The 21,672-nt window shown below is 70.6% G+C and carries 22 protein-coding genes and 4 tRNA genes; 9 read left to right on the top strand and 17 right to left on the bottom strand.

The window, feature by feature from the left end; genetic code table 11:
- Positions 1–7: 7 nt before the first annotated feature.
- The 3 genes from ACLJPY_RS38675 to rplJ all read right to left on the bottom strand — a co-directional run bounded on the left by ACLJPY_RS38675 (position 8) and on the right by rplJ (position 2,583).
- The gene (locus ACLJPY_RS38675; protein WP_410595952.1) at positions 8–1,180 is read right to left on the bottom strand and encodes an ABC transporter ATP-binding protein; all 1,173 of its coding nucleotides are present in this window, start codon (positions 1,178–1,180) and stop codon (positions 8–10) included.
- Between the two features lie 411 nt (positions 1,181–1,591).
- Positions 1,592–1,978 (bottom strand): 50S ribosomal protein L7/L12, encoded by a 387-nt coding sequence (rplL, locus tag ACLJPY_RS38670; RefSeq protein ID WP_361082004.1) that lies wholly within the window; start codon positions 1,976–1,978, stop codon positions 1,592–1,594.
- Positions 1,979–2,028: 50 nt separating this feature from the next.
- The gene (gene rplJ / locus ACLJPY_RS38665) at positions 2,029–2,583 is read right to left on the bottom strand and encodes a 50S ribosomal protein L10 (protein WP_354821090.1); all 555 of its coding nucleotides are present in this window, start codon (positions 2,581–2,583) and stop codon (positions 2,029–2,031) included.
- 312 nt (positions 2,584–2,895) lie between these two features.
- On the opposite strand from rplJ, the gene ACLJPY_RS38660 reads away from it, so the two are divergent.
- Complete coding sequence (locus ACLJPY_RS38660; protein WP_410595951.1) at positions 2,896–3,756, top strand: hypothetical protein; 861 nt, start codon at positions 2,896–2,898, stop codon at positions 3,754–3,756.
- On the opposite strand, the gene ACLJPY_RS38655 is transcribed toward ACLJPY_RS38660, so the two are convergent.
- The 6 genes from ACLJPY_RS38655 to ACLJPY_RS38630 form a co-directional block, all read right to left on the bottom strand.
- Positions 3,753–4,526: an alpha/beta fold hydrolase gene (locus ACLJPY_RS38655; protein ID WP_410595950.1), complete on the bottom strand. Its 774-nt coding sequence runs from the start codon at positions 4,524–4,526 to the stop codon at positions 3,753–3,755. The two genes, ACLJPY_RS38660 and ACLJPY_RS38655, sit on opposite strands and share 4 nt — an antisense overlap.
- Before the next feature lie 70 nt (positions 4,527–4,596).
- Positions 4,597–5,316, bottom strand: a complete 720-nt coding sequence (gene rplA / locus ACLJPY_RS38650; RefSeq protein ID WP_103351772.1) for a 50S ribosomal protein L1 — start codon at positions 5,314–5,316, stop codon at positions 4,597–4,599.
- An 80-nt stretch (positions 5,317–5,396) separates the two neighbouring features.
- Positions 5,397–5,834, bottom strand: coding sequence for a 50S ribosomal protein L11 (rplK, locus tag ACLJPY_RS38645; protein ID WP_003079266.1), 438 nt, complete (start codon positions 5,832–5,834; stop codon positions 5,397–5,399).
- Between the two features lie 74 nt (positions 5,835–5,908).
- On the bottom strand, positions 5,909–6,778 hold the full coding sequence (gene nusG, locus ACLJPY_RS38640) for a transcription termination/antitermination protein NusG (RefSeq protein WP_410595949.1): 870 nt from the start codon (positions 6,776–6,778) through the stop codon (positions 5,909–5,911).
- Between the two features lie 64 nt (positions 6,779–6,842).
- Positions 6,843–7,283, bottom strand: coding sequence for a preprotein translocase subunit SecE (secE, locus tag ACLJPY_RS38635; RefSeq protein ID WP_410595948.1), 441 nt, complete (start codon positions 7,281–7,283; stop codon positions 6,843–6,845).
- Positions 7,284–7,309: 26 nt separating this feature from the next.
- Positions 7,310–7,382: transfer RNA gene (locus ACLJPY_RS38630), tRNA-Trp, on the bottom strand.
- 240 nt (positions 7,383–7,622) lie between these two features.
- On the opposite strand from ACLJPY_RS38630, the gene ACLJPY_RS38625 reads away from it, so the two are divergent.
- The 4 genes from ACLJPY_RS38625 to ACLJPY_RS38610 all read left to right on the top strand — a co-directional run bounded on the left by ACLJPY_RS38625 (position 7,623) and on the right by ACLJPY_RS38610 (position 10,828).
- Positions 7,623–8,519 carry a TIGR03619 family F420-dependent LLM class oxidoreductase gene (locus ACLJPY_RS38625; protein WP_410595947.1) on the top strand — a complete coding sequence of 299 codons (897 nt, stop codon included), beginning with the start codon at positions 7,623–7,625 and terminating at the stop codon, positions 8,517–8,519.
- A 61-nt stretch (positions 8,520–8,580) separates the two neighbouring features.
- The gene (locus ACLJPY_RS38620; protein WP_410595946.1) at positions 8,581–8,931 is read left to right on the top strand and encodes a GntR family transcriptional regulator; all 351 of its coding nucleotides are present in this window, start codon (positions 8,581–8,583) and stop codon (positions 8,929–8,931) included.
- A complete protein-coding gene (locus ACLJPY_RS38615) occupies positions 8,928–9,887 on the top strand; it encodes a hypothetical protein (protein ID WP_410595945.1) in 960 nt (319 codons plus the stop codon). The genes ACLJPY_RS38620 and ACLJPY_RS38615 overlap by 4 nt, the downstream gene beginning before the upstream one ends.
- Positions 9,888–9,922: 35 nt before the next feature.
- Entirely contained in the window at positions 9,923–10,828 is a 906-nt protein-coding gene (locus tag ACLJPY_RS38610; protein ID WP_410595944.1) for an SGNH/GDSL hydrolase family protein, read from the top strand.
- A gap of 130 nt (positions 10,829–10,958) precedes the next feature.
- Here ACLJPY_RS38610 and ACLJPY_RS38605 read toward each other — a convergent pair whose 3' ends face one another.
- The 6 genes from ACLJPY_RS38605 to ACLJPY_RS38580 form a co-directional block, all read right to left on the bottom strand.
- Positions 10,959–11,357: a MaoC family dehydratase gene (locus tag ACLJPY_RS38605; RefSeq protein ID WP_410595943.1), complete on the bottom strand. Its 399-nt coding sequence runs from the start codon at positions 11,355–11,357 to the stop codon at positions 10,959–10,961.
- Entirely contained in the window at positions 11,354–11,803 is a 450-nt protein-coding gene (locus ACLJPY_RS38600; RefSeq protein ID WP_410595942.1) for a MaoC family dehydratase N-terminal domain-containing protein, read from the bottom strand. Before ACLJPY_RS38600 ends, ACLJPY_RS38605 begins: the two co-directional genes overlap by 4 nt.
- A gap of 78 nt (positions 11,804–11,881) precedes the next feature.
- Positions 11,882–12,046: a 50S ribosomal protein L33 gene (gene rpmG, locus ACLJPY_RS38595; RefSeq protein ID WP_005152047.1), complete on the bottom strand. Its 165-nt coding sequence runs from the start codon at positions 12,044–12,046 to the stop codon at positions 11,882–11,884.
- A 49-nt stretch (positions 12,047–12,095) separates the two neighbouring features.
- Positions 12,096–12,168 (bottom strand) — tRNA-Met (locus tag ACLJPY_RS38590).
- Positions 12,169–12,294: 126 nt separating this feature from the next.
- Positions 12,295–12,367 (bottom strand) — tRNA-Thr (locus tag ACLJPY_RS38585).
- Positions 12,368–12,447: 80 nt separating this feature from the next.
- Positions 12,448–15,087, bottom strand: coding sequence for a putative bifunctional diguanylate cyclase/phosphodiesterase (locus tag ACLJPY_RS38580; RefSeq protein ID WP_410595941.1), 2,640 nt, complete (start codon positions 15,085–15,087; stop codon positions 12,448–12,450).
- A gap of 237 nt (positions 15,088–15,324) precedes the next feature.
- Between ACLJPY_RS38580 and ACLJPY_RS38575 the strand changes: the two genes are divergently transcribed.
- The 3 genes from ACLJPY_RS38575 (at position 15,325) to lon (ending at position 19,688) form a co-directional block, all read left to right on the top strand.
- Positions 15,325–16,263, top strand: a complete 939-nt coding sequence (locus ACLJPY_RS38575) for a GNAT family N-acetyltransferase (protein ID WP_410595940.1) — start codon at positions 15,325–15,327, stop codon at positions 16,261–16,263.
- Positions 16,264–16,333: 70 nt separating this feature from the next.
- Positions 16,334–17,185 (top strand): SAM-dependent methyltransferase, encoded by an 852-nt coding sequence (locus ACLJPY_RS38570; RefSeq protein WP_410595939.1) that lies wholly within the window; start codon positions 16,334–16,336, stop codon positions 17,183–17,185.
- 100 nt (positions 17,186–17,285) lie between these two features.
- Positions 17,286–19,688, top strand: coding sequence for an endopeptidase La (gene lon / locus ACLJPY_RS38565; protein ID WP_410595938.1), 2,403 nt, complete (start codon positions 17,286–17,288; stop codon positions 19,686–19,688).
- Between the two features lie 62 nt (positions 19,689–19,750).
- Here the strand turns inward: lon and ACLJPY_RS38560 are convergent, their stop codons facing one another.
- Positions 19,751–20,581: a class I SAM-dependent methyltransferase gene (locus tag ACLJPY_RS38560; RefSeq protein WP_410595937.1), complete on the bottom strand. Its 831-nt coding sequence runs from the start codon at positions 20,579–20,581 to the stop codon at positions 19,751–19,753.
- Between the two features lie 386 nt (positions 20,582–20,967).
- Positions 20,968–21,049: transfer RNA gene (locus ACLJPY_RS38555), tRNA-Tyr, on the bottom strand.
- 129 nt (positions 21,050–21,178) lie between these two features.
- On the opposite strand from ACLJPY_RS38555, the gene ACLJPY_RS38550 reads away from it, so the two are divergent.
- Positions 21,179–21,670 (top strand): YajQ family cyclic di-GMP-binding protein, encoded by a 492-nt coding sequence (locus ACLJPY_RS38550; RefSeq protein ID WP_176173343.1) that lies wholly within the window; start codon positions 21,179–21,181, stop codon positions 21,668–21,670.
- Positions 21,671–21,672 lie beyond the last annotated feature (2 nt).

Below are 21,672 nucleotides of genomic sequence, written 5' to 3'. Positions count from 1 at the left end.
GGAGAGCTCACCGGCCACCTGGCCCGTTGTTCGGTGGCATCCGGTGCGTGCCGGTTCTCGGCGGCTGGCCGCCCGGGATGCGCGCGACCTGGTCGGCGGGCAGCTGGCCGTGGTGCTGGTTCGGGACGCCGTCACCCTGCGGGCGCGCCCCGACCTGCTGCGGCTGCCCGCGGTGCGGCCGCACGCCGTAGTGGCGCTGCTCCTCGGGGCTCAGCGACTCGATGATGCTCTCCTGCGCGGCCGGCGGGAGCCGGTGCAGGACCTCCATGACGCGGTCCTTCCGGCGGACGGCCCCCATCCGGGCCGGCACGCCCGGCGTCGGCTGCATCTGCGGCGGGACGCCGCTGATGTCCTCGACCCCGCCGGCGTGGTGGCCGGCTTCGAACATCGCCTGCTCGGCGGCCATCTGGGCGCTGTCCTTCTCCTCGGACATGCCGATCGGGCCCTGCATCTTGCCGTTGAGGAACTGCTTGACGACCGGCTCTTCGCTGGTCAGCAGCACTTCGCGCGGGCCGAACATGACCAGTTCCTTGCGGAAGAGCATGCCGAGGTTGTCCGGCACCGTGCGGGCCAGGTTGATGTTGTGCGTGACGATCAGGAAGGTCGCGTCGATCTGCGCGTTGACGTCGAGGAACAGCTGCGAGATGTAGGTGGTGCGGACCGGGTCGAGGCCCGAGTCCGGCTCGTCGACCAGGATGATCTCGGGGTCGAGCACCAGCGCGCGGGCCAGGCCGGCGCGCTTGCGCATCCCGCCGGAGATCTCGCCCGGAAGCTTCTTGTCGGCGCCGTTCAACCCGGTCATGTCGAGCTTTTCGAGGACGATCCGGCGGATTTCCGTCTCGGACTTCTTCGTGTGCTCGCGCAGCGGGAACGCGACGTTGTCGTAGAGGTTCATCGAGCCGAACAACGCGCCGTCCTGGAACAGGACGCCGAAGAGCTTCCGGATTTCGTAGAGCTTGTGCTCGGAACAGGTGACGATGTCGACGCCGTTGATCACGCAGCGGCCGCGGTCGGGCTTCAGCAGCCCGATCATCGACTTGAGGAAGACCGACTTGCCGGTCCCCGACGGGCCGAGCATGGCCGACACTTCGCCCGGGGGGAGCGTCAACGTGACGTCCCGCCAGATGGCCTGCTTACCGAAGGACTTCGTCAGACCTTCGATGACCACCTCGGCACCCATCGCACCTCCAGGAGCTGTTCCGCGTCATTGCGCCCGCTGCCACACCCTGCCACCCACGCCGGCGGCGGATGCGGGCCGGTGGCGCCCACGAACCCGCGTCAACCAGGTGCAACGAGCCGAGTGCGAACAGGTTACTCACCAGTTTTCTTTTCTGGCCAGCCCCAGGTCCATCGTCATCCCGCCGTGATCGCCAATGGCCAGCACGGTAGCCCATTCGGGCCAACAACGCAGGTCCGAGCAGCCCCGGAGCCACGATTTAGGGACCCTGGGGAGATCCGGACACCGCTCCTAGGGGGTGCGGCCCGGGCGCAGCTCAGGAAGTCGTAGACACGGAAAGGGCGGGCATCCGCAGTGGATGCCCGCCCTTTCTCGAGGTGGTGCTGTGATGCTGTGGCGCTTGCGCGCCGGAGATCACTTGATGGAGATCTTGGCGCCCGCAGCCTCGAGCTTCTCCTTGGCGGCCTCGGCGGCCTCCTTGTCGACCTTCTCCAGGAGGGCCTTGGGAGCGGCCTCGACCAGCTCCTTGGCCTCCTTCAGGCCCAGGCCCGAGACGACCTCGCGGACGACCTTGATGACCTGGATCTTCTTGTCGCCGGCGCCCTCGAGGATGACGTCGAACTCATCCTGCTCCTCGGCGGCGGCGGCCGGGGCGGCACCCGGAGCGGCAGCGGCGACGGCGACCGGCGCGGCGGCGGTCACGTCGAAGACCTCTTCGAACTCCTTGACGAACTCGGACAGCTCGAGGAGGGTCAGCTCCTTGAAGGCGTCGATCAGCTCGGCGGTGCTCAGCTTCGCCATGATGGCTTCCTCTCAGAAAAACGAACGAGACGTTCGGGGTGGGGGGTGGTTCAGCTCTCGGCGGGTGCTTCGGCTGCTTCGGTACCGGCGGCTTCGCGCTGCTTCTCCTCCAGCGCCGCAGCCAGGCGGGCGACCTGGGACGCCGGCGCCTGGAAGAGCGCGGCGGCCTGGGACAGCTTCGCCTTGAACGCGCCCGCCGCCTTGGCGAGCAGGACCTCACGGCTGTCGAGATCGGCGATCCGGTTGATCTCGTCCACGGACAGCGCACGGCCGTCCATGTAGCCGCCCTTGATCACAAGCGCGTTGTTGTCCTTCGCGAAGTCGCGAAGCGCCTTGGCGGCGTCGACAGCTTCACCCTCGACGAAGGCGATGGCGGTCGCGCCGACGAACAGGTTCTCGAGACCCTGGATGCCGGCGTCCTCGGCCGCCCGCTTGACCAGGGTGTTCTTCGCGACCCGGTACTTGGCACTGGTGCCGAGAGCGCGGCGCAGCTGGGACAGCTGGGACACGGAGAGGCCGGTGTACTGGGTAACGACGGTGGCCGAGCTGGTGCGGAAGCTCTCCGCGATCTCGGCGACGGCCGCCACCTTGTCGGGCTTCGCCATGGTCGCCTCCTCTCTTGGCTAGTGTTTCCACTGGCGTTCGAGGGGCCCTGCGAAACGACAAAACGCCCACGCGCAGACAGGCGCGGGGCGTCATCGGGCACCTGGGTGCCCGGCCTCGTTCCTCCTGCGCGGGCCGCCCGGCGTGATGCGGGACCTTCGTTCCCCGGGTTGACGGGGAAAACCAGCGGTCTTCGGTAGAACTGTCGTCAACTATACCCCTTCGGTTGTCAAGGCTTTCTCGGGGTCCGGTCCTGACCTGCGTTTAGGGCGTCCGGGGGTTCGTTCCCGTGCTCCGGAGGGCATCATGGTGACGTGGCGGAGCAGCGCGATGACGGAAAGCCGGGCTCGGAACTCGAACCGGCGGGCCCGAACCCGCCCGCCGCCGCGCCTCCTCCTCAGCCCCCGGTGGACCCGGCGCAGGTGGAGCAGTTCCGCCAGTTCCAGCAGTTCCAGGACTACCTGCGCTTCACCCAGGCCCAGCAGGGCAACCAGCCGGCCCCGGCACCCGACGCGGGCGTCGTCCAGGCTCCGCCATCGCAGCCGGTCCCGCAGCAAGGTGGCCGGCCGCCGATGATCCCCGAGGGCTACCAGCTGGTCCCGGTCGAGCGCCGTCGGGCGCCCCGGTGGCTGGCGTGGCTGGGCAAGAAGGTCATCGCCTGGGCGCTCGCCCTGGTGATCCTCGGCCTCGCGGGTACCTGGCTGTACAACCACTTCTTCCCCAGCGACTCCGGCAAGAGCTCCGCGCAGCTCGCCCAGGAGGGCGGCGGGACCTACCACACGAACCACATCCTCTCGACCAGCCCGTACGAGGCGGTCCGCGAGGTCTACGACGCCGTCGCGCAGAACCTCGTCCCGCAGGCGTGCGGGCGGATGCGCGAAGACGTCCAGCAGAAGTTCGCCCAGGACCTCGGTTATGCGGATTGCCAGGTGGCGGTCCACGAGCTCAACCGGCAGGTCAAGAACAAGAACGACTACGCCGAATCGATGCCGTCGTACGTCTCGGAGCCGATCCCGGGCGACACCTTCACGATCAGCTCGTGCCGGTTCGGCATCCACGGCGGCCCCGCGCTCGGCGCCTTCACCGTGCAGAAGGTCGAGAAGAGCCAGTGGCTCATCACGGCGCACACCAACGAGCCGACCCCCTGCCCGCCGCCGACGCCGACCAGCCGCTAACGCGGGTGCGGCGCCGACAGGAACGACACCAGGGCCTCCGCGAACGCCGGTGACACCACCGCCGTCATGTGGTCGCCCGGGATCCGCACCAACCGCGCCCCCGCGATCGCCGCCGCCAGCCTCTCCGGCTCCGCCGCCAGCTGGTCCTGCTCCCCCGCCAGCACCAGCGTCGGCACGCCGATCGACGACAGGTTCAAGCGGCCTTCCCGCGAAGCCAGCGCCACCGCCGCCAGGGCCTTGCGGTCGCCGCCCACCGCGTCCGCCAGCAGGCGGAACGGGACTCCCGACGGCGGGACCGTCGATGGGTCCTCCGCCAGCAGGGCCGAAGCGATGTCCGCCGGCTTCACCACGCGCAGGTCGACGCCGCCGAAGTCGACGATGCCCGAGCCCACGCCGCCGGTGGCCAGGCAGCGGATGCGCTTGTCCGCCGCCGTCGCCGTCAGGGCGATGATCGCGCCCATCGAGTAGCCGACCATCGACACCTCGTCCAGGCCGAGCTCGTCCAGCAGGGCCGACACATCCTGCGCCATGGTGTCCGACGTGTAGCGGGACTCGTCGTGCGGCTTCTCGGACCGGCCGTGGCCGCGCGCGTCCAGCGAAATCACCGTGAAGCCGGCCGACCGCAACGCCGCGACGACGCCGGTGGCGATCCAGTTCGCGTTCGTGTCCGCGGCGAACCCGTGCTGCAGCAGCACCGGGCGGTGGGCGCCGTCGCCCTCCCACACCGTGTAGTTCAACCGGAGCCCGTCGAACGACGCGAAAGTCGGCATGCCGTCCATGAGACACGAAGAAAGGGCGCCCCCGCAGCACGCGGGGACGCCCTTTCTGGTGATCTCTAACTCAGACCGCAGCTTCCTCGGAGAGGAGGTTGCGGGTCCGCAGCGGGTCGACCGGGATGCCCGGGCCCATCGTGGTGGTGAAGGTGACCTTCTTCAGGTAGCGGCCCTTCGCCGACGACGGCTTGGCGCGGAGGATCTCGTCCAGCGCCGCCGCGTAGTTCTCGACCAGCTTCTCGGTGTCGAAGGAAGCCTTGCCGATCACCAGGTGCAGGTTGGCCTGCTTGTCGACGCGGAAGTTGATCTTACCGCCCTTGATGTCCTGCACGGCCTTCGCGACCGCGGGGGTCACCGTGCCGGTCTTCGGGTTCGGCATCAGGCCGCGCGGGCCGAGGATGCGGGCGATGCGGCCCACCTTGGCCATCTGGTCCGGCGTCGCGATCGCGGCGTCGAAGTCGAGCCAGCCACCCTGGATGCGCTCGATCAGTTCGTCGGTGCCGACCGCGTCCGCGCCGGCGGCTTCGGCCTCGGCGGCCTTGTCGCCGACAGCGAAGACGATGACGCGGGCGGTCTTACCGGTGCCGTGCGGCAGGTTCACGGTGCCGCGGACCATCTGGTCGGCCTTGCGGGGGTCCACACCGAGACGCATCGCGACCTCGACGGTCGCGTCCATCTTGGTCTTGGAGGTCTCCTTCGCCAGCTTCGCGGCCTCGAGCGGCGCGTACAGGCGCGCCTTGTCGATGAGCTCCGCAGCCTGGCGGTAAGCCTTGCTGTGCTTGGTCATGCTTCTGTCCCTAACTTCGAAAACGGATCAGTGTGGTGACGAGCCAGCACGCGGCTCTCCCACGGGTGGAGCTGCAGACGTCAGGCGTCGACGACCGTGATGCCCATCGACCGAGCAGTACCGGCGATGATCTTCGCGGCCTGGTCGATGTCGTGCGCGTTGAGGTCGGTCTCCTTGGTCTTGGCGATCTCGCGGACCTGGTCCCAGGTGACCTTGGCGACCTTGGTCTTGTGCGGCTCGCCCGAGCCCTTCTCGACACCAGCGGCCTTGAGCAGCAGGCGCGCGGCCGGCGGCGTCTTCAGCTTGAAGTCGAACGACCGGTCCTCGTACACGGAGATCTCGACCGGGACGACGTCCCCGCGCTGCGACTCGGTCGCGGCATTGTAGGCCTTGCAGAACTCCATGATGTTGACGCCGTGCTGACCCAGCGCGGGGCCGACCGGCGGCGCGGGGTTGGCCGCACCCGCCTTGATCTGCAGCTTGATGATCGCCGCAAGCTTCTTCTTCTTGGGTGGCATTTCTTTTCCTGTCCTGTACTACGTTCCCCGCGTACCTGCCGTGGACGCGGGGACTGCGGCCGGAAAGGCCGGCCTCAGATCTTGGAGACCTGGTTGAACGACAGCTCGACCGGGGTCTCCCGGCCGAAGATCGACACCAGGACCTTCAGCTTCTGCCCGTCGACGTTGACCTCGGAGATCGTCGCCGGCAGCGTCGCGAACGGGCCGTCCATGACCGTGACCGACTCGCCGACCTCGAAGTCGACCTCGACCGTCGGTCCGCCGAGCTGCGACGACGCCGAAGTGGACTCGCCCTTGGCCGCCTTCGCCGGGGCTTCGCTCTCGACCTTCGGGGCGAGGAACTTCAGCACCTCGTCCACGGTCAGCGGCGACGGCCGCGAGGTCGCGCCGACGAACCCGGTGACACCCGGCGTGTTGCGCACCGCGCTCCACGAGGCGTCGTTCAGGTCCATCCGGACCAGGATGTAGCCGGGCAGCACCTTGCGCTGCACCTGCTTGCGCTGGCCGTTCTTGATCTCGGTGACCTCTTCGGTCGGGACCTCGATCTGGAAGATGTAGTCCTCGACGTCCAGGGTCTGCGTCCGGGTCTCGAGGTTGGTCTTCACCTTGTTCTCGTACCCGGCGTAGGAGTGCACGACGTACCACTCGCCGGGCGCGGCGAGCAGCTCGGCGCGCAGCTTGGCGACCGGGTCCTCGTCGTCGGCGGCGGGCTCGGCCTCGCCGGTCTCGTCGGCCACGTCGCCGTCGGCCACGTCCTCGTCGGAATCGACGGAAGCGGAGTCGGCGTCGGCGTCATCGTCGGAAGCGGCGTCGTCGACCTCGGAGTCCGGCACGTCGACGGGCTCGAGGTGCGCGGACTCCTCGTCACCGAGTGCCGCGTGCACCTGCTCGTCGGAAAGCTCGGTCAGGTCGTGACCGGCTGCTGTGCCGTTGTCGGAGGTCACGTTCCGTCCTCTCAGTTGATCATTACGGGTCGGTCCGGGCCGGCCCGGGCGGCACGGCGGCGGGTCAGCCGAAGATCGCGCCGATGCCCTTCTTGAACGCGAAGTCCAAGACGCTCACCAGTGCCACCATGAACACCACGAAGACCAGCACGACCGCGGTGTAGGTGACCATCTGCTTCCGGTTGGGCCAGATGACCTTGCGCAGTTCCGCCCAGACCTCGCGGATGAAGCGCACCAGCCGCGCGAACACGGAGGCCTTCTTCGGCTTCTGGTCCCGCTTCGGAGTCGGAGCGCCCTTGGCGTCGGGGGCGGTCTTCTCCCCCGCCTTCCCGGCCGGGCGGGTCTTGTCGTCCGCACGTGCCGCGGACTTCCCCGCCGGGCGAGCGGTCGCACGGCGCTCACGCCGGGCGGCAGCTGTGACGGGACGGGACGGGCTCTCGGGCTTCTGCCCGGTGCCGTCCTGCTCCTGCTCGCCGCCGCTGGCGTCGCTGTCGCTCACGACCACTCCTCCGCTCCACCAGTTCCGTTACGCAGGGGTGACAGGACTTGAACCTGCAACCTGCGGTTTTGGAGACCGCTGCTCTGCCAATTGAGCTACACCCCTGTGAGGTCCGATCTCTCGGAGCCCCGGAGGACGCATTCCAGCATCCCCACCATCCAGGCGGGGATGACCGTAGTGCGTTCCAAGTCCCGAAGTCTACGGCAAGCCTCGCGGGAGCCCGCAACCGCGCCCCCCGATCGACCACCGCACCCCGGCCGGCCTGCGGAAAACTCCCCGCCGACCTCCTGATCATGCCAGGATGTCCGCCATGACGACCACCCCCCGGTCGGCGGGTGCGCGCCGGTGAGCGGGACACAGCTCGGGCTCGCCCTCCCCCAGTACGGCCCCCTCGCCGAGCCCGCCGCCGTGCCGCGCTTCGCGACGGCGGCCGAGGACCTCGGCTTCACCTCGCTGTGGGTCGGCGACCGGATCCTGACGCCCCTGGCCCCGTCGGACCTCTACCCGGGCGGCGGGACGCCGGAACACCCGTACCCCCGGGAGTTCGAGACCTTCACCGACCCGTTCACGACCCTGGCCGCCGCGGCCGCGGTGACGCGCACGGCCCGCCTCGGGACGAGCGCGCTGACCGGCCCGGTCTATTCCCCGGTGCTGCTCGCCCGGGCCCTGACCTCGCTCGACCTGGCCAGCGCGGGACGCCTGGACGTCGGTTTCGGGCTCGGCTGGCTGCGCGAGGAGTACTTCGCCGCCGGGGTGCCGTGGGAAGGCCGCGGCCGGCGGCTCGAAGACCTGCTCGACGCGCTCGAGGCGCTGTGGACGGGCGACCCGGCGGAACACGAGGGCCCGCAGTGGCGGATCGCGCCGTCGACGGTGGGCCTGCGCCCCGCGCAGGAGCCGCGCCCGCCGGTGCTGCTCGGCGGGTTCTCCCCGCCCGCGCTGGCCCGGGTCGGGCGCCGCGCGGACGGCTGGCTGGCGGGCTGGATGCCGCCGCAGTACCTGACCGGCCTCTGGTCGGTCGCGCGGGAAGCGGCCGGGCAGGCCGGCCGCGATCCGGACGCCCTGCGCCGGGTGCTGCGGATCAACCCGCGGCCGGGCACCGCGGTCGAGACCGTCGCCGACGTCCTGCCCTGCCTCGACGTGGCCCGAGAGCTGGGCATCACCGAGGTCCTCGTCGACCTGCACTACGTCGCGAAGGACGTCGACCACGCCCTCGAACTCGCCGGTGAACTGATCGGGAACTGACACCGCACTCGTGTGACGCACCTCTCGCGCAGCGCCTCATTGTTCTATTATAGTTAGAACTATGCTCGTTCAAATCGATCCGAGCTCCACCGTCCCGCTCTTCGAACAGGTGGCCGCGTCGCTGCGCCGGTCCCTGGCCGACGGCCGCCCGCCCGCCGGGCAGCAGCTGCCGCCCGCCCGGGAACTGGCGGCGGCACTGGAGATCAACGTCCACACCGTGTTGCGGGCGTACGCGCTGCTGCGCGACGAAGGCCTCATCGACCTGCGGCGCCGCCGGGGGGCCGTCGTCATCGGCGGCGCGCCGTCGCGGGCGCGGCTGGCCGAACTGGCCGAGGACCTGGTCCGCGAGGCCAAGCGCGCGGGTGTCGGCCTCGAGGAGCTCACCGGGGTGTTGAAGGAGAAGTACTCATGACCAAGCTGATCCGGGTCCTGATCGCCACGGCCGTGCTGCCGGGCGCCGCGCTCGCCGTCGCGGGCCTGCTGGAGAACGCGTGGGCGCCCCGGCTGCCCGACCCCGTCGCGACGCACTGGAGCAGCGCCCCGAACGGGCACACCCCGCTCGGGGCGTTCACCGGCGTGAGCCTGGGCCTCGGCGTCGTGGCGGTGCTGCTGCTGACCACGACGGCGCTGACCGCGCTGCGCCGCGGGCGGCCGCTGCCGCGCCCGACCGTCGGGGTGGGCGCCGCGTTCGCCGCCATGCCCGCCGCCGTCCTGCTGGCGGTGCTCGTGGCGAACCTCGACGTCCCGGACTGGCACGCGGCCCGCGGCGGCCTCGCCGTGGTGCCGTTCCTGCTGGGCACGGCGGTCATCGGCGTCGTCGCGGCGCTCGTCGGCGGCCTGCCGTCGCCGCCGGTCCCGGCGACCACGGGACAGCGGCCGTCCGTCGGCCTGCGGCCCGGGGAGCGCGCGTTCTGGTCGGGCCGGGCGGTGAACCCGGGGATGCTCTGGGCGCTGGCGCTGATCCCGGTCGCGATCGCGCTCGTGCCCACCGGGCTCCCGTGGGTGACGGCCGGCTGGATCGCCGTGGTCGGCTTGATCGTGACGGCGCTGACCTACCGGCTGTCGGCGTCCGTGGACGCCAAGGGCGTGACGATCCGCTTCGGCCTCCTGGGCGTCCCGTGGCGGCACCTGGAGCTGGCCCGCATCCGGGAAGCGACCACGCGCGAGCTGTCGACGTTCGGCGACGGCGGCCTGGGCCTGCGCTTCAACCCGGTCACCGGCACGACGGCGTACAAGGTCCGCGGCGGCCCGGCGCTGGCGCTCGTGCTGGAGAACGGCCGGACGGTGCTGGTCAGCGTGGACGACCCGGAGACGGGCGCCGGACTGGTCAACGACCTGCTCGCGCAGCGGATCACCCGGATTGACTAGGCCGTCGCCGCGGTGGCTTCGGTAGAAACGAAGAAGTGGCGAAGAAGAGCGGTGGCGGCGGCTGCCTGGTGGTCGTGCTCGTGGTGGGGCTCTTGGTCTACGGGTACTACAAGTGGCAGCACGGCACGTCGTCGGCGCCACCGGGCGGCGCGGACACCGGCGGCGGCTCCGGCCGCTACGTCGCACTCGGCGACTCGTACACGTCGGCGCCGCGCACCGGACGGCAGGCGGGCACCCCGCCGGGCTGCGACCGCTCGGACGACAACTACCCGCACCTGGTCTCGGCGAAGCTGAAGCCGGCCCAGCTCGCCGACGTCAGCTGCAGCGGCGCGACGACGGCGAACCTGACCGGGGCGCAGAAGACGGGCAACGGCACGAACCCGCCGCAGCTCGACGCGGTGACGGCGGAGACGACGCTGGTGACGGTCGGCATCGGCGGCAACGACGTCGGCTTCTTCTCGTACGCGTCGGGGTGTGCGACGACGCACCAGGACGCGTCACCGTGCCGGGACCGCCTGACGGCGGGCGGCCACGACCAGCTGGCGGAGCGCATCGACGCCACCGCCCCCAAGATCGGCGCAGTCCTCGACCGGATCCACAAGCAGGCCCCGAAGGCGAAGGTCGTGGTGGTCGGCTACCCGACGGTTCTGCCCGACGGCGACGGCTGCTGGCCATCGCTCCCGTTCGGGGCGGGCGACATCGAGTACTTCCGCGGCGCGCTCGGCAAGCTGAACAAGATGCTCGAGGACCAGGCGGACGCCCACCGCGCGGGCTACGCGGACACGGCCACCCCGGGCAAGGGCCACGACGTGTGCTCGGCGTCGGACAAGCGCTGGGTGGAGGGCCTGCTCCCGGCGTCGCCGGCCGCCCCGCTCCACCCGAACGCCCGGGGAGAGCAGGGCATGGCCGACGCGGTGCTCACGGTGCTGAAGCTCCCGTAGCACCAAACGCACCGAAGGCGGCCTTGGTTGCTCCATCCATGCCCCCGCCGCCACCCTCAACGGAGGCGCTTCGCGCCGCAGTGTTGATTCAACGCACCGAAGGCCGCCTTGGGGCGCACGGGTCGGGGGGTCAGTAGCGGACCAGGGCCTGCGGCTTCCCCAGCACGGTCTTCCCGTCGAACTTCACCACGAGGTCGATCCGCGCGATCCCGTCGTCCTTGACGTCCGCCACCTTGCCCGTGATCTCCACGAGCGCGCCCTCCGGCGTGTTCGGCACCACGACCGGGCGGGTGAAGCGGGCGCTGAAGTCGACGAGCCGGGCCGGGTCGCCCAGCCAGTCGGTAACCACCCGGCCGGCCACCGCCATCGTCAGCATCCCGTGCGCGATCACGTCCGGGAGGCCGACGTCCTTCGCGAACGCCTCGTTCCAGTGGATCGGGTTGAAGTCCAGCGCCGCGCCAGCGTAGCGAACCAGCTGTTCACGGGTGATCCGGACCTCGAGGACGGGCAGCTCGTCGCCGGTGTTCACGCCGTCTCCCCTCGGACCACCAGCTGCGCGCGGGTGGAGCAGACCTTCTGGCCCGCCGCGTCGGTGATGTCGGCGCGCAGGTTGATGAAGTCGTTGCCGGCGCGGGCCATGATCGCGTCGATGTGGGTCGTCACCTCGAGCACGTCGCCGGCGTACACCGGGCGCGTGTAGGTGAAGCCCTGGTCGCCGTGGACCATCCGCGAATAGTCGAGCCCCAGCTCGGGGTCGGCGACGATCGCGTTGATCGAGGCGAGGTTGATGATCGTGAGGAAGGTCGGCGGGGCGATCACGTCGGGGTGACCCGCTTCGCGGGCCGCCTCCGGGTCGCGGTAGACCGGGTTGGCGTCGCCGATCGCGTCGGCGAACTCCCGGATCTTCTCCCGGCTCACTTCGTAACTGGTCTCCGGCGGATAGCTCCGCCCGGTGAACGACTGGTCCAAGGGCACGCCGACGAGGCTACCAACAGCGAGAAGCCGCCCGGGGCAATCCCGGGCGGCTTCTTCGAGCTGGTGAGAACGCGCTACTCAGCGGGTCTCTTTGTGAGTCCGGTGCGTACCGCAGTTCGGGCAGAACTTCTTCATCTCCAGGCGATCCGGGTTGTTGCGCCGGTTCTTCTTGGTGATGTAGTTGCGGTGCTTGCACTCTTCGCACGCCAGCGTGATCTTGGGTCGCACGTCGGTGGCAGCCACAGCGTTTCCTTCTCTCTCAGGTCCCGGGGGCCAGCCCCGTCTTACCGCGTAGCGGTGGCCGGACTTGAACCGGCGACACAGCGATTATGAGCCGCTTGCTCTGCCAACTGAGCTACACCGCCCTATCGTGCCCACCCCGGGGGTCCGAGGGCTTGCCCCCGGCGGGGCTTTGGGGGCTGGGCCCCCAAAGGACACCGCGAAGCGAGCTAGGCTCGGGTTTTTCCCGAGCATAGCTCGCCCACTCGCGGAGCCCCTTTACGGAATCGAACCGTAGACCTTCTCCTTACCATGGAGACGCTCTGCCGACTGAGCTAAAGGGGCCTGGCCTCTCGCGAGGACTTGGAAAGATTAGCAAGCGCCGTCACCCGGCCGTGCAACCGGGGTCCCCAAACCGCAAAACCTCAGGTCAGCAGGGTCAGGACGGTCTCCGAGTGCCGTCCGGGCGAGCGCGCGGTGCGGGCCTGCAGCCACGCCTCCAGGCGGTCCTCCGGCAGCGGCCGCGAGATCAGGTAGCCCTGGGCGACGTCACAGCCCATCGCCTCGAGCTGGTCGCGCGCCACGTCCTCCTCGACGCCCTCGGCCACCACCGTCAGGCCGAGCGAGTGCCCCAGCTCGACGATCGAGCGGACCACCGCGAGGTCGCCGAGGTCGGTGCCCATGCCGAGGACGAAGCTCTTGTCGATCTTCACCTGGTCCACCGGCAGCTGCCGCAGGTACGCCAGCGAGGAATACCCGGTCCCGAAGTCGTCGACCGCGAGCGTGATGCCGAGCGAGTGCAGCTCGCGCAGGATCGGCAGCGCCTTCTGCGGGTCGGACATCACGCCGGACTCGGTCAGCTCGAACGTCAGCAGCTCCGGCGGGATGCCGTGGTGCTCCAGCTCGCGGGCCACCTTGTTCGGGAAGTCCTCGTCGGCCAGGTTGCGCACCGACAGGTTGACCGCCACGGAGATCCGCAGGCCCTCGTCGAGCCACTTGCGGCAGCGCTTGAGCGCCTCGCCGAGCACGAACCCGGTCAGGACGCCGATCAGGCCGGCCGCCTCGATGGCCGGGACGAACTCGTCCGGCCCGAGCCTGCCGAACTCCGGGTGCACCCAGCGGACGAGCGCCTCGACGCCCTGCACCTGCCGGTTCGGCAGGGTGATCTTCGGCTGGTAGTGCACGCTGACCTGGCCGTCTTCGAGCGACTGCCGGAACTGCGTGACCATCTGGAAGCGGCGCAGGAAGATCTGTCCCATGCTCGGGACGTACCCGCGGACCTCCTCGCCGCCCTTCGTCGCGCGGACGGCGACGTCGGCGCGCTGCAGCAGGCCTTCGATGTCGACGACGTCGCCCGGCTCGTCCGCGGACGTCGTCGCGTAGCCGATCATCGCGTTCGCCTCGACCGAGAGCCGGTCGACCGGGTACGGCGCCGAGAGCTCTTGGCGCAGCCGTTCCGCCGCCTGGTGGGCCTCCTCCGGCGGACAGCCGACCAGCAGCGCCGCGAAGGACGCGCCTTCGAGCCGGGCGAGCGGGACGTCGGGGCCGAGCGCGTCGCGGATGCGGCGCCCCGCGGCGACCACCATCCGGTCGGCCCAGGCGTAGCCGAGCGCGTCGCTGACCGTCGAGAAGACGTCGAGGTCGATCCGCAGCACCACGGCGTTGGCGAAGTCCCGCAACGGTTCCTTCGCCACCTGCCGGAAGCCCGGCCGGTTGAGGTGCCCGGTGAGCGGGTCGTGGTAGGCGTCGTGGCGCAGGGTCGCGAGCAGGCGCCGGTTGTCCAGCGACGTCGCGAGGTGGCTGGCCATCGTGCCGAGCAGCTGGACGTCGTACTTGCCGAAACCGCGCCAGCGGGACAGCCGGTCGTGGGCTTCGACCACGCCGAGCAGCCGGTTCGCGCTGCGCAGCGGGACGACGAGCGCCTCCTGCGCGCCCCGGTCCAGCAGCGCGGCACGGACGTCGGGGTTGGCCTCGGTGATCCGGAAGTGCCGGACGTGCGCGCCGGGCAGCCGCAGCAGCGGGTCGTCGGCCTCGGGGTCCGCGACCGGCAGGTCGTCGCCGGCCACCACGACCCGCATGGTGTCCTTCGGCTCCAGCCGCAGCCTCAGCACGACGCGGCCGGCGGCGAGCTGGTCCTTGATGCGCTCGGCGATCGTCGCCCATTCGCGGACGTCGACGCCGCCGACGAGCTCGTCGGCGCGGCTGGCCGGGCGGGCCGCGGCCTGCTGGCCCGAGCGGGCCACCATCAGGCTGACGTCCGAGAGCGCCTCCATGTCCCGCTGCTCGCGCAGCAGGTCGGAGTACGCCCAGTACAGCGCGGTCAGGCCGAGGAAGACGGCGAGCACCAGCGGCCACGCCTTGGGCGTGCTGGAGATGACGAGGTAGCCGGAGAGGCCGACGGACGCGTTGACGAAGCCGACGACCAGGATCCGTCCGGTCAGCCGGACGGCGGTGCTGACCCGCATGCGGCGGCGCAGCACGCGGACGGCGGCCAGCGCGAGCAGCGTGCTCACCAGCGGCGCGGTCAGGGTGCCCGCCAGCGCCGCGACCCACGGGATCTTGTCGCCGGTCCCGACGAGGTGCTTCACCAGCCCGGCGACCGCGAAGGCGCCGGTGATCTCGAGCAGGAACGCGCCCGCGTTGTAGAGGACGCGGCCGGCGACCTTGCGCGCGAGCAGCGTGCCGATGCCGGCGACCAGGTGCGCGGCCAGCACGACCTCGAACGGCGCGATGAAGAACCCGATGACGAGCGGGATCTCGGTGAAGGAGATCGTCCACGAGATGCCGCTGCGGACGTCGACGTTGATGCCGAGCTGTTCGGCGAGCAGGAAGGCCACCGCGAGCACGGGCCCGATCCACAGCAGCCGGTCGTTCCACTCGAACGGCAGCCACGAGCCGACCGCGAACGCGGCGACGAGCCCGAGGCTCAGGACGGCGAAGGTGTAGACGCGGAACCGGCGTTCGTCGGTGCGGGCTTCGGCGGAGACGGGCGGTGTCCCGGAAGCGGCTCCCGGCCCGGGCTGCGCCTGCGCGACGGCGTCACCGTGGGCGTTGGTGTCCGGCATCCGACCTTCCCTCCCGGCTTGTCCACCGGTGCTGATCCGTGACTTCGGGTGTGGACAGGGGCCATACCGTACCCCGTAGGGCGTACCCGCGTCCCTTTCGAGACAGTAGGAGATCACCCCAGGGTTAACAATGCCTCGAACGCGCTGACCTGCGTGGACCAAGGGGTGAAACGGCAGGTGTCGTAACTCCACCGGTTCCCTACGCACAGCGGCTCGGGTAGCGCTTCAATAAGGCCCATGCACAGCGACGTGATTGCCACCGAACACGCGGCACGGCTCGCGGCGGTGGATCCCCTGCTCCCCGGTTCGACTCCCTTCGAGGCGGCGGAAAACGCCGTGGTCCTGGAGGTGGCGACGGGCGGCTCGGCCGCGTCCGGGCTCGCGTCCCGCGTCCAGGTCGACCGCGACGCCCCCAACGCGCCGTGGCGCGCGCTGACCGAGCACCGGCTCGACCTCCAGCTGGCCGGCCCCCAGCCGGCGGCCGTCCTGGACGCCCTCCTCACCCGATGGGATGAACATCTGCGCGCGGTCGCCGAACGGGGTGACACGGAGACGGCGGCGATCGTGCCGCGCGCGAGCCGCGACGCGGCCGGCGCGCGCGAAATGCTCCACCACGGCTTCGCGCCGCTGCGGGTGATCGCGGTCCGGCCCGCCCAGCGCCTGGTCCCGGCGACCCCGCTCGGCACCCCGGGCGTCAAGATCCGCCGCGCCGAGCCCGGCGACCTGGAGACGGCGGTGGCGCTCGGCATGGAGCTGCACTCCTACGACGCCCAGTACGGCACGGTGAACTGGCGCACCGGCGTCGAGGACATCCTGGCCAAGGACCTCGCCGAGCAGCTGAAGCGGCCGGAGCCGCCGTTGTGGATCGCCGAGCTGTACGGCCGCCCGCTCGGCATGGTGAGCGTCCAGCACCCGGGCGAGACCGGCTGGATCAGCAGCCGCGTCGCCGCTTCGCGCGTCGGGTACCTGTCGTCGCTGGCCGTCGCCGAGGCCGCCCGGTCGTCCGGCGTCGGCACCGCGCTCGCGACGCACGCCCACCAGGTCCTCGACGAGGAAGGCGCCGACGTCGTCCTGCTGCACCACGCGGCGGCGAACCCGCTGTCGACGCCGTTCTGGTACGCGCAGGGCTACCGGCCGCTGTGGACGTACTGGCAGCGTCGACCGGCTGTTCGGTGACCACTGGAGGATTACCGCGGGTGCGCTGTGCTTATAGGCTGACCTCGCCGCCAGCGAGGGGAGCCTTGAAGTGACCGACCAGCGGGATTCCGCGCCGAGAGCGCCCGAGGGTGTCGACACCGAGAAGCCGTCCGCGGCCCGGATCTACGACTGGTACCTGGGCGGTACCCAGAACTGGGCCGTGGACCGCGAGTTCGGCCGGCGCATGGAACAGCAGTGGCCGCTGGTGCGCCCGGGGTCCAAGCAGAACCGCGAGTTCATGAACCGCGCGGTCCGGGCGGCGCTGCGGGCCGGCATCCGGCAGTTCATCGACCTCGGCTCCGGCGTGCCGACGGCGGGCAACGTGCACGAGGTCGTCGAGGCGGAGCTGCCCGAGGACCACGACGCGAAGGTCGTCTACGTCGACTACGAGCCGGTCGCCGTCGCCCACGCGACGCTCATCCTCGAAGAGAGCGTGGCGACCGACTGGGCCGGCATCGTCCAGGCCGACATGCGGGACGCGAAGTCCGTGCTGCGCGCCGAAGAGACCCGGCGGCTGATCGACTTCTCGCAGCCGGTCTGCCTGATCATGGCGGCGGTGCTGCACTTCGTCGGCCCGGACGACGACCCGGACGGGCTGCTGGCGGCGTACCGCGACGCGCTCGCGCCGGGCAGCTGGCTGGCGATCTCGCAGATGAGCGAGGGCGACGGCGACGGCCCGTACCTGGAGGGGCTGCGCTGGTTCGTCGAGCAGTACCGGAAGACGAGCAACCCGGTCTGGCTCCGCAACCGCGAGGAGATCGAGCCGCTCTTCGGGGACTGGCGGCTCCTCGAACCGGGGATCGTGCACCTGCCGGACTGGCGGCCGGACCGGAAAATCAACGCCCTCGAAGCGGAGGCGCGGCCCTTCGCGTGGTGCGCCGTCGCGGAGAAACCCGCCTGACCTGCACTTTCCCCGATCGCTCTGGGCGAACGCACCATCGGAAACAAACGCACCCATCGGAGAGTTGAGCTAGGCAGACTCAACTATCCGAGGAGTGCACATGTCCGACACCCGCCTCCTGCCCGTGCTCCCGCTCGATGACGACGTCGTGCTGCCGGGCATGGTCGTCCCGCTCGACCTGACCGACACCGAGACGCGGGCCGCGGTGGAGTCCGCCCAGGCCAAGACGCCGACCCAGGCGTCCTTCCCCGGCATCCGGTCCTCCGCGGCCACCAAGGCCGAGGTGCTGATCGTCCCGCGCGTCCACGGCGAGTACGCCGAGTTCGGCACCGTCGCCACGGTCGAGCGCATCGGCCGCGTGCCCGGCGGCAAGGCCGCCGCCCTGCTGCGCGGCACCGCCCGCGCGGTCGTCGGCCGGATCGCCGACGGTCCCGGCGCCGCCCGCTGGGTGCACGCCGAAGACGCCCCCGAGACCACCAACGACCAGACCGCGAAGCTGGCGGCCGAGTACAAGGCCGTCGTCATCTCGATCCTCCAGCAGCGCGGCGGCTGGCAGCTGATCGACGCCGTCCAGCAGGTCGAGGAGCCCTCCGCGGTCGCCGACCTGTCCGGCAACGCGCCGTACCTGTCCACCGAGCAGAAGCTCGAGCTGCTGTCCACTTTGGACGTCACCGCGCGGCTGGAGAAGGCGCTCGAGTGGAGCAAGGAGTACCTGGCCGAGCTCGAGGTGACCGACACGATCCGCAAGGACGTCGCCGAGGGCATGGAGAAGCAGCAGAAGGAGTTCCTGCTGCGCCGCCAGCTCGAAGCCATCCGCAAGGAGCTCGGCGAGCTCGACGGCACCGCCGACGAGACGGACTACCGCGCCCGCGTCGAGGCCGCCGAACTGCCCGACGCCGTCAAGAAGGCCGCGCTGGCCGAAGTGGACAAGCTGGACCGCACGTCCGAGCAGTCCCCCGAGGGCGGCTGGATCCGCACCTGGCTGGACACCGTCCTGGAGCTGCCCTGGAACGAGCGCACCGAGGACGTCTACGACATCGCGGCCGCGCGGGCGGTGCTCGACGCCGACCACGCGGGCCTCGACGACGTCAAGGAACGCATCATCGAGTACTTGGCCGTCCGGAAGCGCCGTGCGGAGTCGGGCCTCGGCCCGGTCGGCGGCCGTCGTTCGGGCGCGGTGCTCGCCCTCGCGGGCCCTCCCGGGGTCGGCAAGACGTCGCTGGGTGAGTCCGTCGCGAAGGCCATGGGCCGCAAGTTCGTCCGGGTCGCCCTCGGCGGCATCCGCGACGAGGCCGAGATCCGCGGCCACCGCCGCACCTACGTCGGCGCGCTGCCCGGCCGGATCGTCCGCGCCATCAAGGAAGCCGGCTCGATGAACCCGGTCGTGCTGCTCGACGAGATCGACAAGGTCGGCGCGGACTACCGCGGCGACCCGACCGCCGCGCTGCTCGAAGTGCTGGACCCGGAGCAGAACCACACGTTCCGCGACCACTACCTCGAGGTAGAGCTGGACCTGTCCGACGTCGTGTTCCTGGCGACGGCCAACGCGCTGGAGACCATCCCCGGCCCGCTGCTGGACCGCATGGAGCTCGTCACGCTGGACGGCTACACCGAGCACGAGAAGGTCACCATCGCCCGCGACCACCTGCTCCCCCGTGAGCTGGAGCGCGCCGGGCTGGGCGCTTCGGACGTCGTCCTGACGGACGCCGCGTTCAGCCGGATCGCCGCCGAGTACACCCGCGAGGCGGGCGTGCGCGACGCGAACCGGACGATCGCGAAGGTGCTGCGGAAGGTCGCGACCAAGGTGGCGCTGGACGAGGTGGCGCTGCCGCTGTCGATCGACGCGGGTGATCTGGAGACCTACCTCGGCCGCCCGCGGCACATCCCGGAGTCGTCGCTGCCGGCGTCGACGCAGCGCACGGCGACCCCGGGCGTGGCCACCGGCCTGGCAGTGACCGGCACGGGCGGTGACGTCCTCTACATCGAGGCGTCGCTGGCCGACGAGGAGTCCGGCGCGTCCGGGCTGCAGCTGACCGGCCAGCTCGGCGACGTGATGAAGGAGTCGGTGCAGATCGCGCTGTCCTACCTGCGCTCGCACGGCGCGGAGCTGGAGCTGCCGGTGGGCGACCTGCGCAAGCGCGGCATCCACGTGCACGTCCCGGCGGGCGCGGTCCCGAAGGACGGCCCGTCGGCCGGCGTCACGATGACGACGGCGCTGGCGTCGCTGCTCTCCGGCCGCGTGGTTCGCGCCGACGTCGCGATGACCGGCGAGGTGTCCCTGACCGGACGCGTCCTGCCGATCGGCGGCGTCAAGCAGAAGCTGCTGGCCGCGCACCGGGCGGGGATGAAGACGGTGATCATCCCGCAGCGCAACGAGCCGGACCTCGACGACGTCCCGGCCGAGGTGCTGGCCCAGCTGGACGTGCACGCGGTGGCGAACGTCCGCGAGGTCCTCGACCTCGCACTGACCCCGGCTTCGACGCCGGTTTCCCAGGCGGCGTAACCCTCCAGGGCCGCCGCCGGACGGCCGGTTTCCCCCTCCCGCGGGGGAAACCGGCCGTTCCCCTACGCGCCGACCCGCCGGGCGGCGACGAGGTAGCCGGTGCCGAGCCACCGCTTCGCCCCGCGCGCGATCGTCGATTCCGGACGCTCGCGCCACGAGCGGTCCCGGCGCCGGACCAGCCGGTCGACCGGCGGCACGGACGCGGTGACGTCGTAGGCGATGACCTCGCCCGGCTGCAGGCCGGCGCGCCACAGCAGTTCCCGCAGGCGCCGCGGGGTCAGCGCGACGATCCCGGTGCGGCGGGCGCCGTGCCGTCTGGACGGCGGGACGCCGACGAGCCGTTCCAACGCGCCGAGGGTGCGGCGCGCGGGCCAGAAGACACCCCATTCGAAGAGCCGGTACGGGCTGCGCGGGTTGAGCATCGTCGTCACGACGAGCCCGCCGGGCCGCGTGACGCGGGCGACTTCCTGCAGGGCCTGCGCGGCGTCGGTGTATTCGAGAACGCCCATGGCGAGGACGACGTCGAACCGCCGGTCGCCGAAGGGCATCTCCTGGATGTCGCCCACGGCCAGCTCGACGCCGTCGCCGGCCCGCGCGGCCACGGCGTCGATCATGGCAGGCGACTGGTCGCACGCGGTGATGCGGAAGTCGCCGGGCCGGGTGTCGAGCAGGTGCCGCACCATCATCCCGGGCCCGCAGCCGACGTCGAGCAGGTCGCCACCGGAGCAGCCGGCCAGCACCTGGTCGATCGCGTAGCGCCGCGAATGGTGGTAGCGCGCGGTGGGTCCCCATCCGGCGTGGTCGTCCGCGTAGCCGGCAACGAGCGCGGGCTCGGCGTACTGCACCCGCACCAGCTCCTCGCGGACGGGCCGCGTCGTCACGGGAATGGACATGGTTGTGCCTCCAACGACTCGGTGGAACCCCCGGCAGCCCTGCATCCCGAGACTGGGGTCGAGTCGCTCAAGAAATGCGTTACGAGTGATTCCGGAAACCGATCGAAAGGCCCAGCGTTCGTTGCCCCGATCCGGCGAGCAGAGTCCTCCGACGTGCGGGTTTGCCGGGACGAGTAGTCGAAATCGCCCATCCGGCGCATAGGTGACCAGCGGGTCCTATACGGCCGTCCAGAATTCGGAAATCAATTCTCTCCGGCCAGAAATACGGAGCGCGATGGGCTGCAGAATTGACCACACCGAATCGGCTAAGCGGTTGGGCCGTCCGCGCGCGACCCGCATACGCAAAGCAGCCCCCCGGCTTGCGCCGGAGGGCTGCTTCACTGCGGTGGCGGGTGAGGGATTCGAACCCCCGTAGGCAATGCCAACTGGTTTACAGCCAGTCCCCTTTGGCCACTCGGGTAACCCGCCAGGGCCGGTCGTCCCGGCCGGGGGAAAGCTTACCCGGCGCCCCCGAGCAGGGGTCAACCGGGATACCCGTCCCCCGGCAGGGGCTAGGCTGGGAGGCCACTGACAAGCGAGTACGAGGTGTGAGGACACGTGGCGGATCCCTCTTTCGACGTCGTGAGCAAGGTCGACCGCCAGGAGGTGGACAACGCGCTCAACCAGGCGAGCAAGGAGCTGGGCACGCGGTTCGACTTCCGCGGCACCGGCACGACGATCAACTGGGCCGGCGAGGAAGCGCTCACGATCGAGTCCGAGACCGAAGAGCGCGCGCTCGCGGCGGTCGAGGTGTTCAAGGAGAAGCTGATCAAGCGCAGCATCTCCCTGAAGGCGTTCGAAGCGGGCGAGCCGGCGCTGTCGGGCAAGATCTACAAGATCTCCGGCAAGATCCTCCAGGGCATCGCTTCGGACAAGGCGAAGCAGATCGCGAAGTTCATCCGCGACGAAGGCCCCAAGGGCGTCCAGGCCCAGATCCAGGGCGACCAGCTGCGGGTGTCGGGCAAGAAGAAGGACCAGTTGCAGGAGGTCATCGCCCTGCTGAAGGGCAAGGACTTCGAGATCGCGCTGCAGTTCACCAACTACCGGTGACG

This window comes from Amycolatopsis sp. lyj-23 (genome assembly GCF_046549135.1).
Classification (GTDB): domain Bacteria; phylum Actinomycetota; class Actinomycetes; order Mycobacteriales; family Pseudonocardiaceae; genus Amycolatopsis.
The sequence above is the reverse complement of the archived record's forward strand: the minus strand, read 5'-3'. Positions and strand labels throughout refer to the sequence as shown.

Excerpts from the sequence above, each read along its gene's own strand:
- ACLJPY_RS38620 (WP_410595946.1), top strand. The coding sequence starts at position 8,581 with ATGCTCGTTCAAATCGATCCGAGCTCCACCGTCCCGCTCTTCGAACAG.
- ACLJPY_RS38580 (WP_410595941.1), bottom strand. The coding sequence starts at position 15,087 with ATGCCGGACACCAACGCCCACGGTGACGCCGTCGCGCAGGCGCAGCCC.
- rplJ (WP_354821090.1), bottom strand. The coding sequence starts at position 2,583 with ATGGCGAAGCCCGACAAGGTGGCGGCCGTCGCCGAGATCGCGGAGAGC.
- ACLJPY_RS38655 (WP_410595950.1), bottom strand. The coding sequence starts at position 4,526 with ATGCCGACTTTCGCGTCGTTCGACGGGCTCCGGTTGAACTACACGGTG.
- rplL (WP_361082004.1), bottom strand. The coding sequence starts at position 1,978 with ATGGCGAAGCTGAGCACCGCCGAGCTGATCGACGCCTTCAAGGAGCTG.
- rplK (WP_003079266.1), bottom strand. The coding sequence starts at position 5,834 with ATGCCACCCAAGAAGAAGAAGCTTGCGGCGATCATCAAGCTGCAGATC.
- rplA (WP_103351772.1), bottom strand. The coding sequence starts at position 5,316 with ATGACCAAGCACAGCAAGGCTTACCGCCAGGCTGCGGAGCTCATCGAC.
- lon (WP_410595938.1), top strand. The coding sequence starts at position 17,286 with ATGTCCGACACCCGCCTCCTGCCCGTGCTCCCGCTCGATGACGACGTC.
- ACLJPY_RS38675 (WP_410595952.1), bottom strand. The coding sequence starts at position 1,180 with ATGGGTGCCGAGGTGGTCATCGAAGGTCTGACGAAGTCCTTCGGTAAG.
- ACLJPY_RS38615 (WP_410595945.1), top strand. The coding sequence starts at position 8,928 with ATGACCAAGCTGATCCGGGTCCTGATCGCCACGGCCGTGCTGCCGGGC.
- ACLJPY_RS38560 (WP_410595937.1), bottom strand. The coding sequence starts at position 20,581 with ATGTCCATTCCCGTGACGACGCGGCCCGTCCGCGAGGAGCTGGTGCGG.
- ACLJPY_RS38575 (WP_410595940.1), top strand. The coding sequence starts at position 15,325 with ATGCACAGCGACGTGATTGCCACCGAACACGCGGCACGGCTCGCGGCG.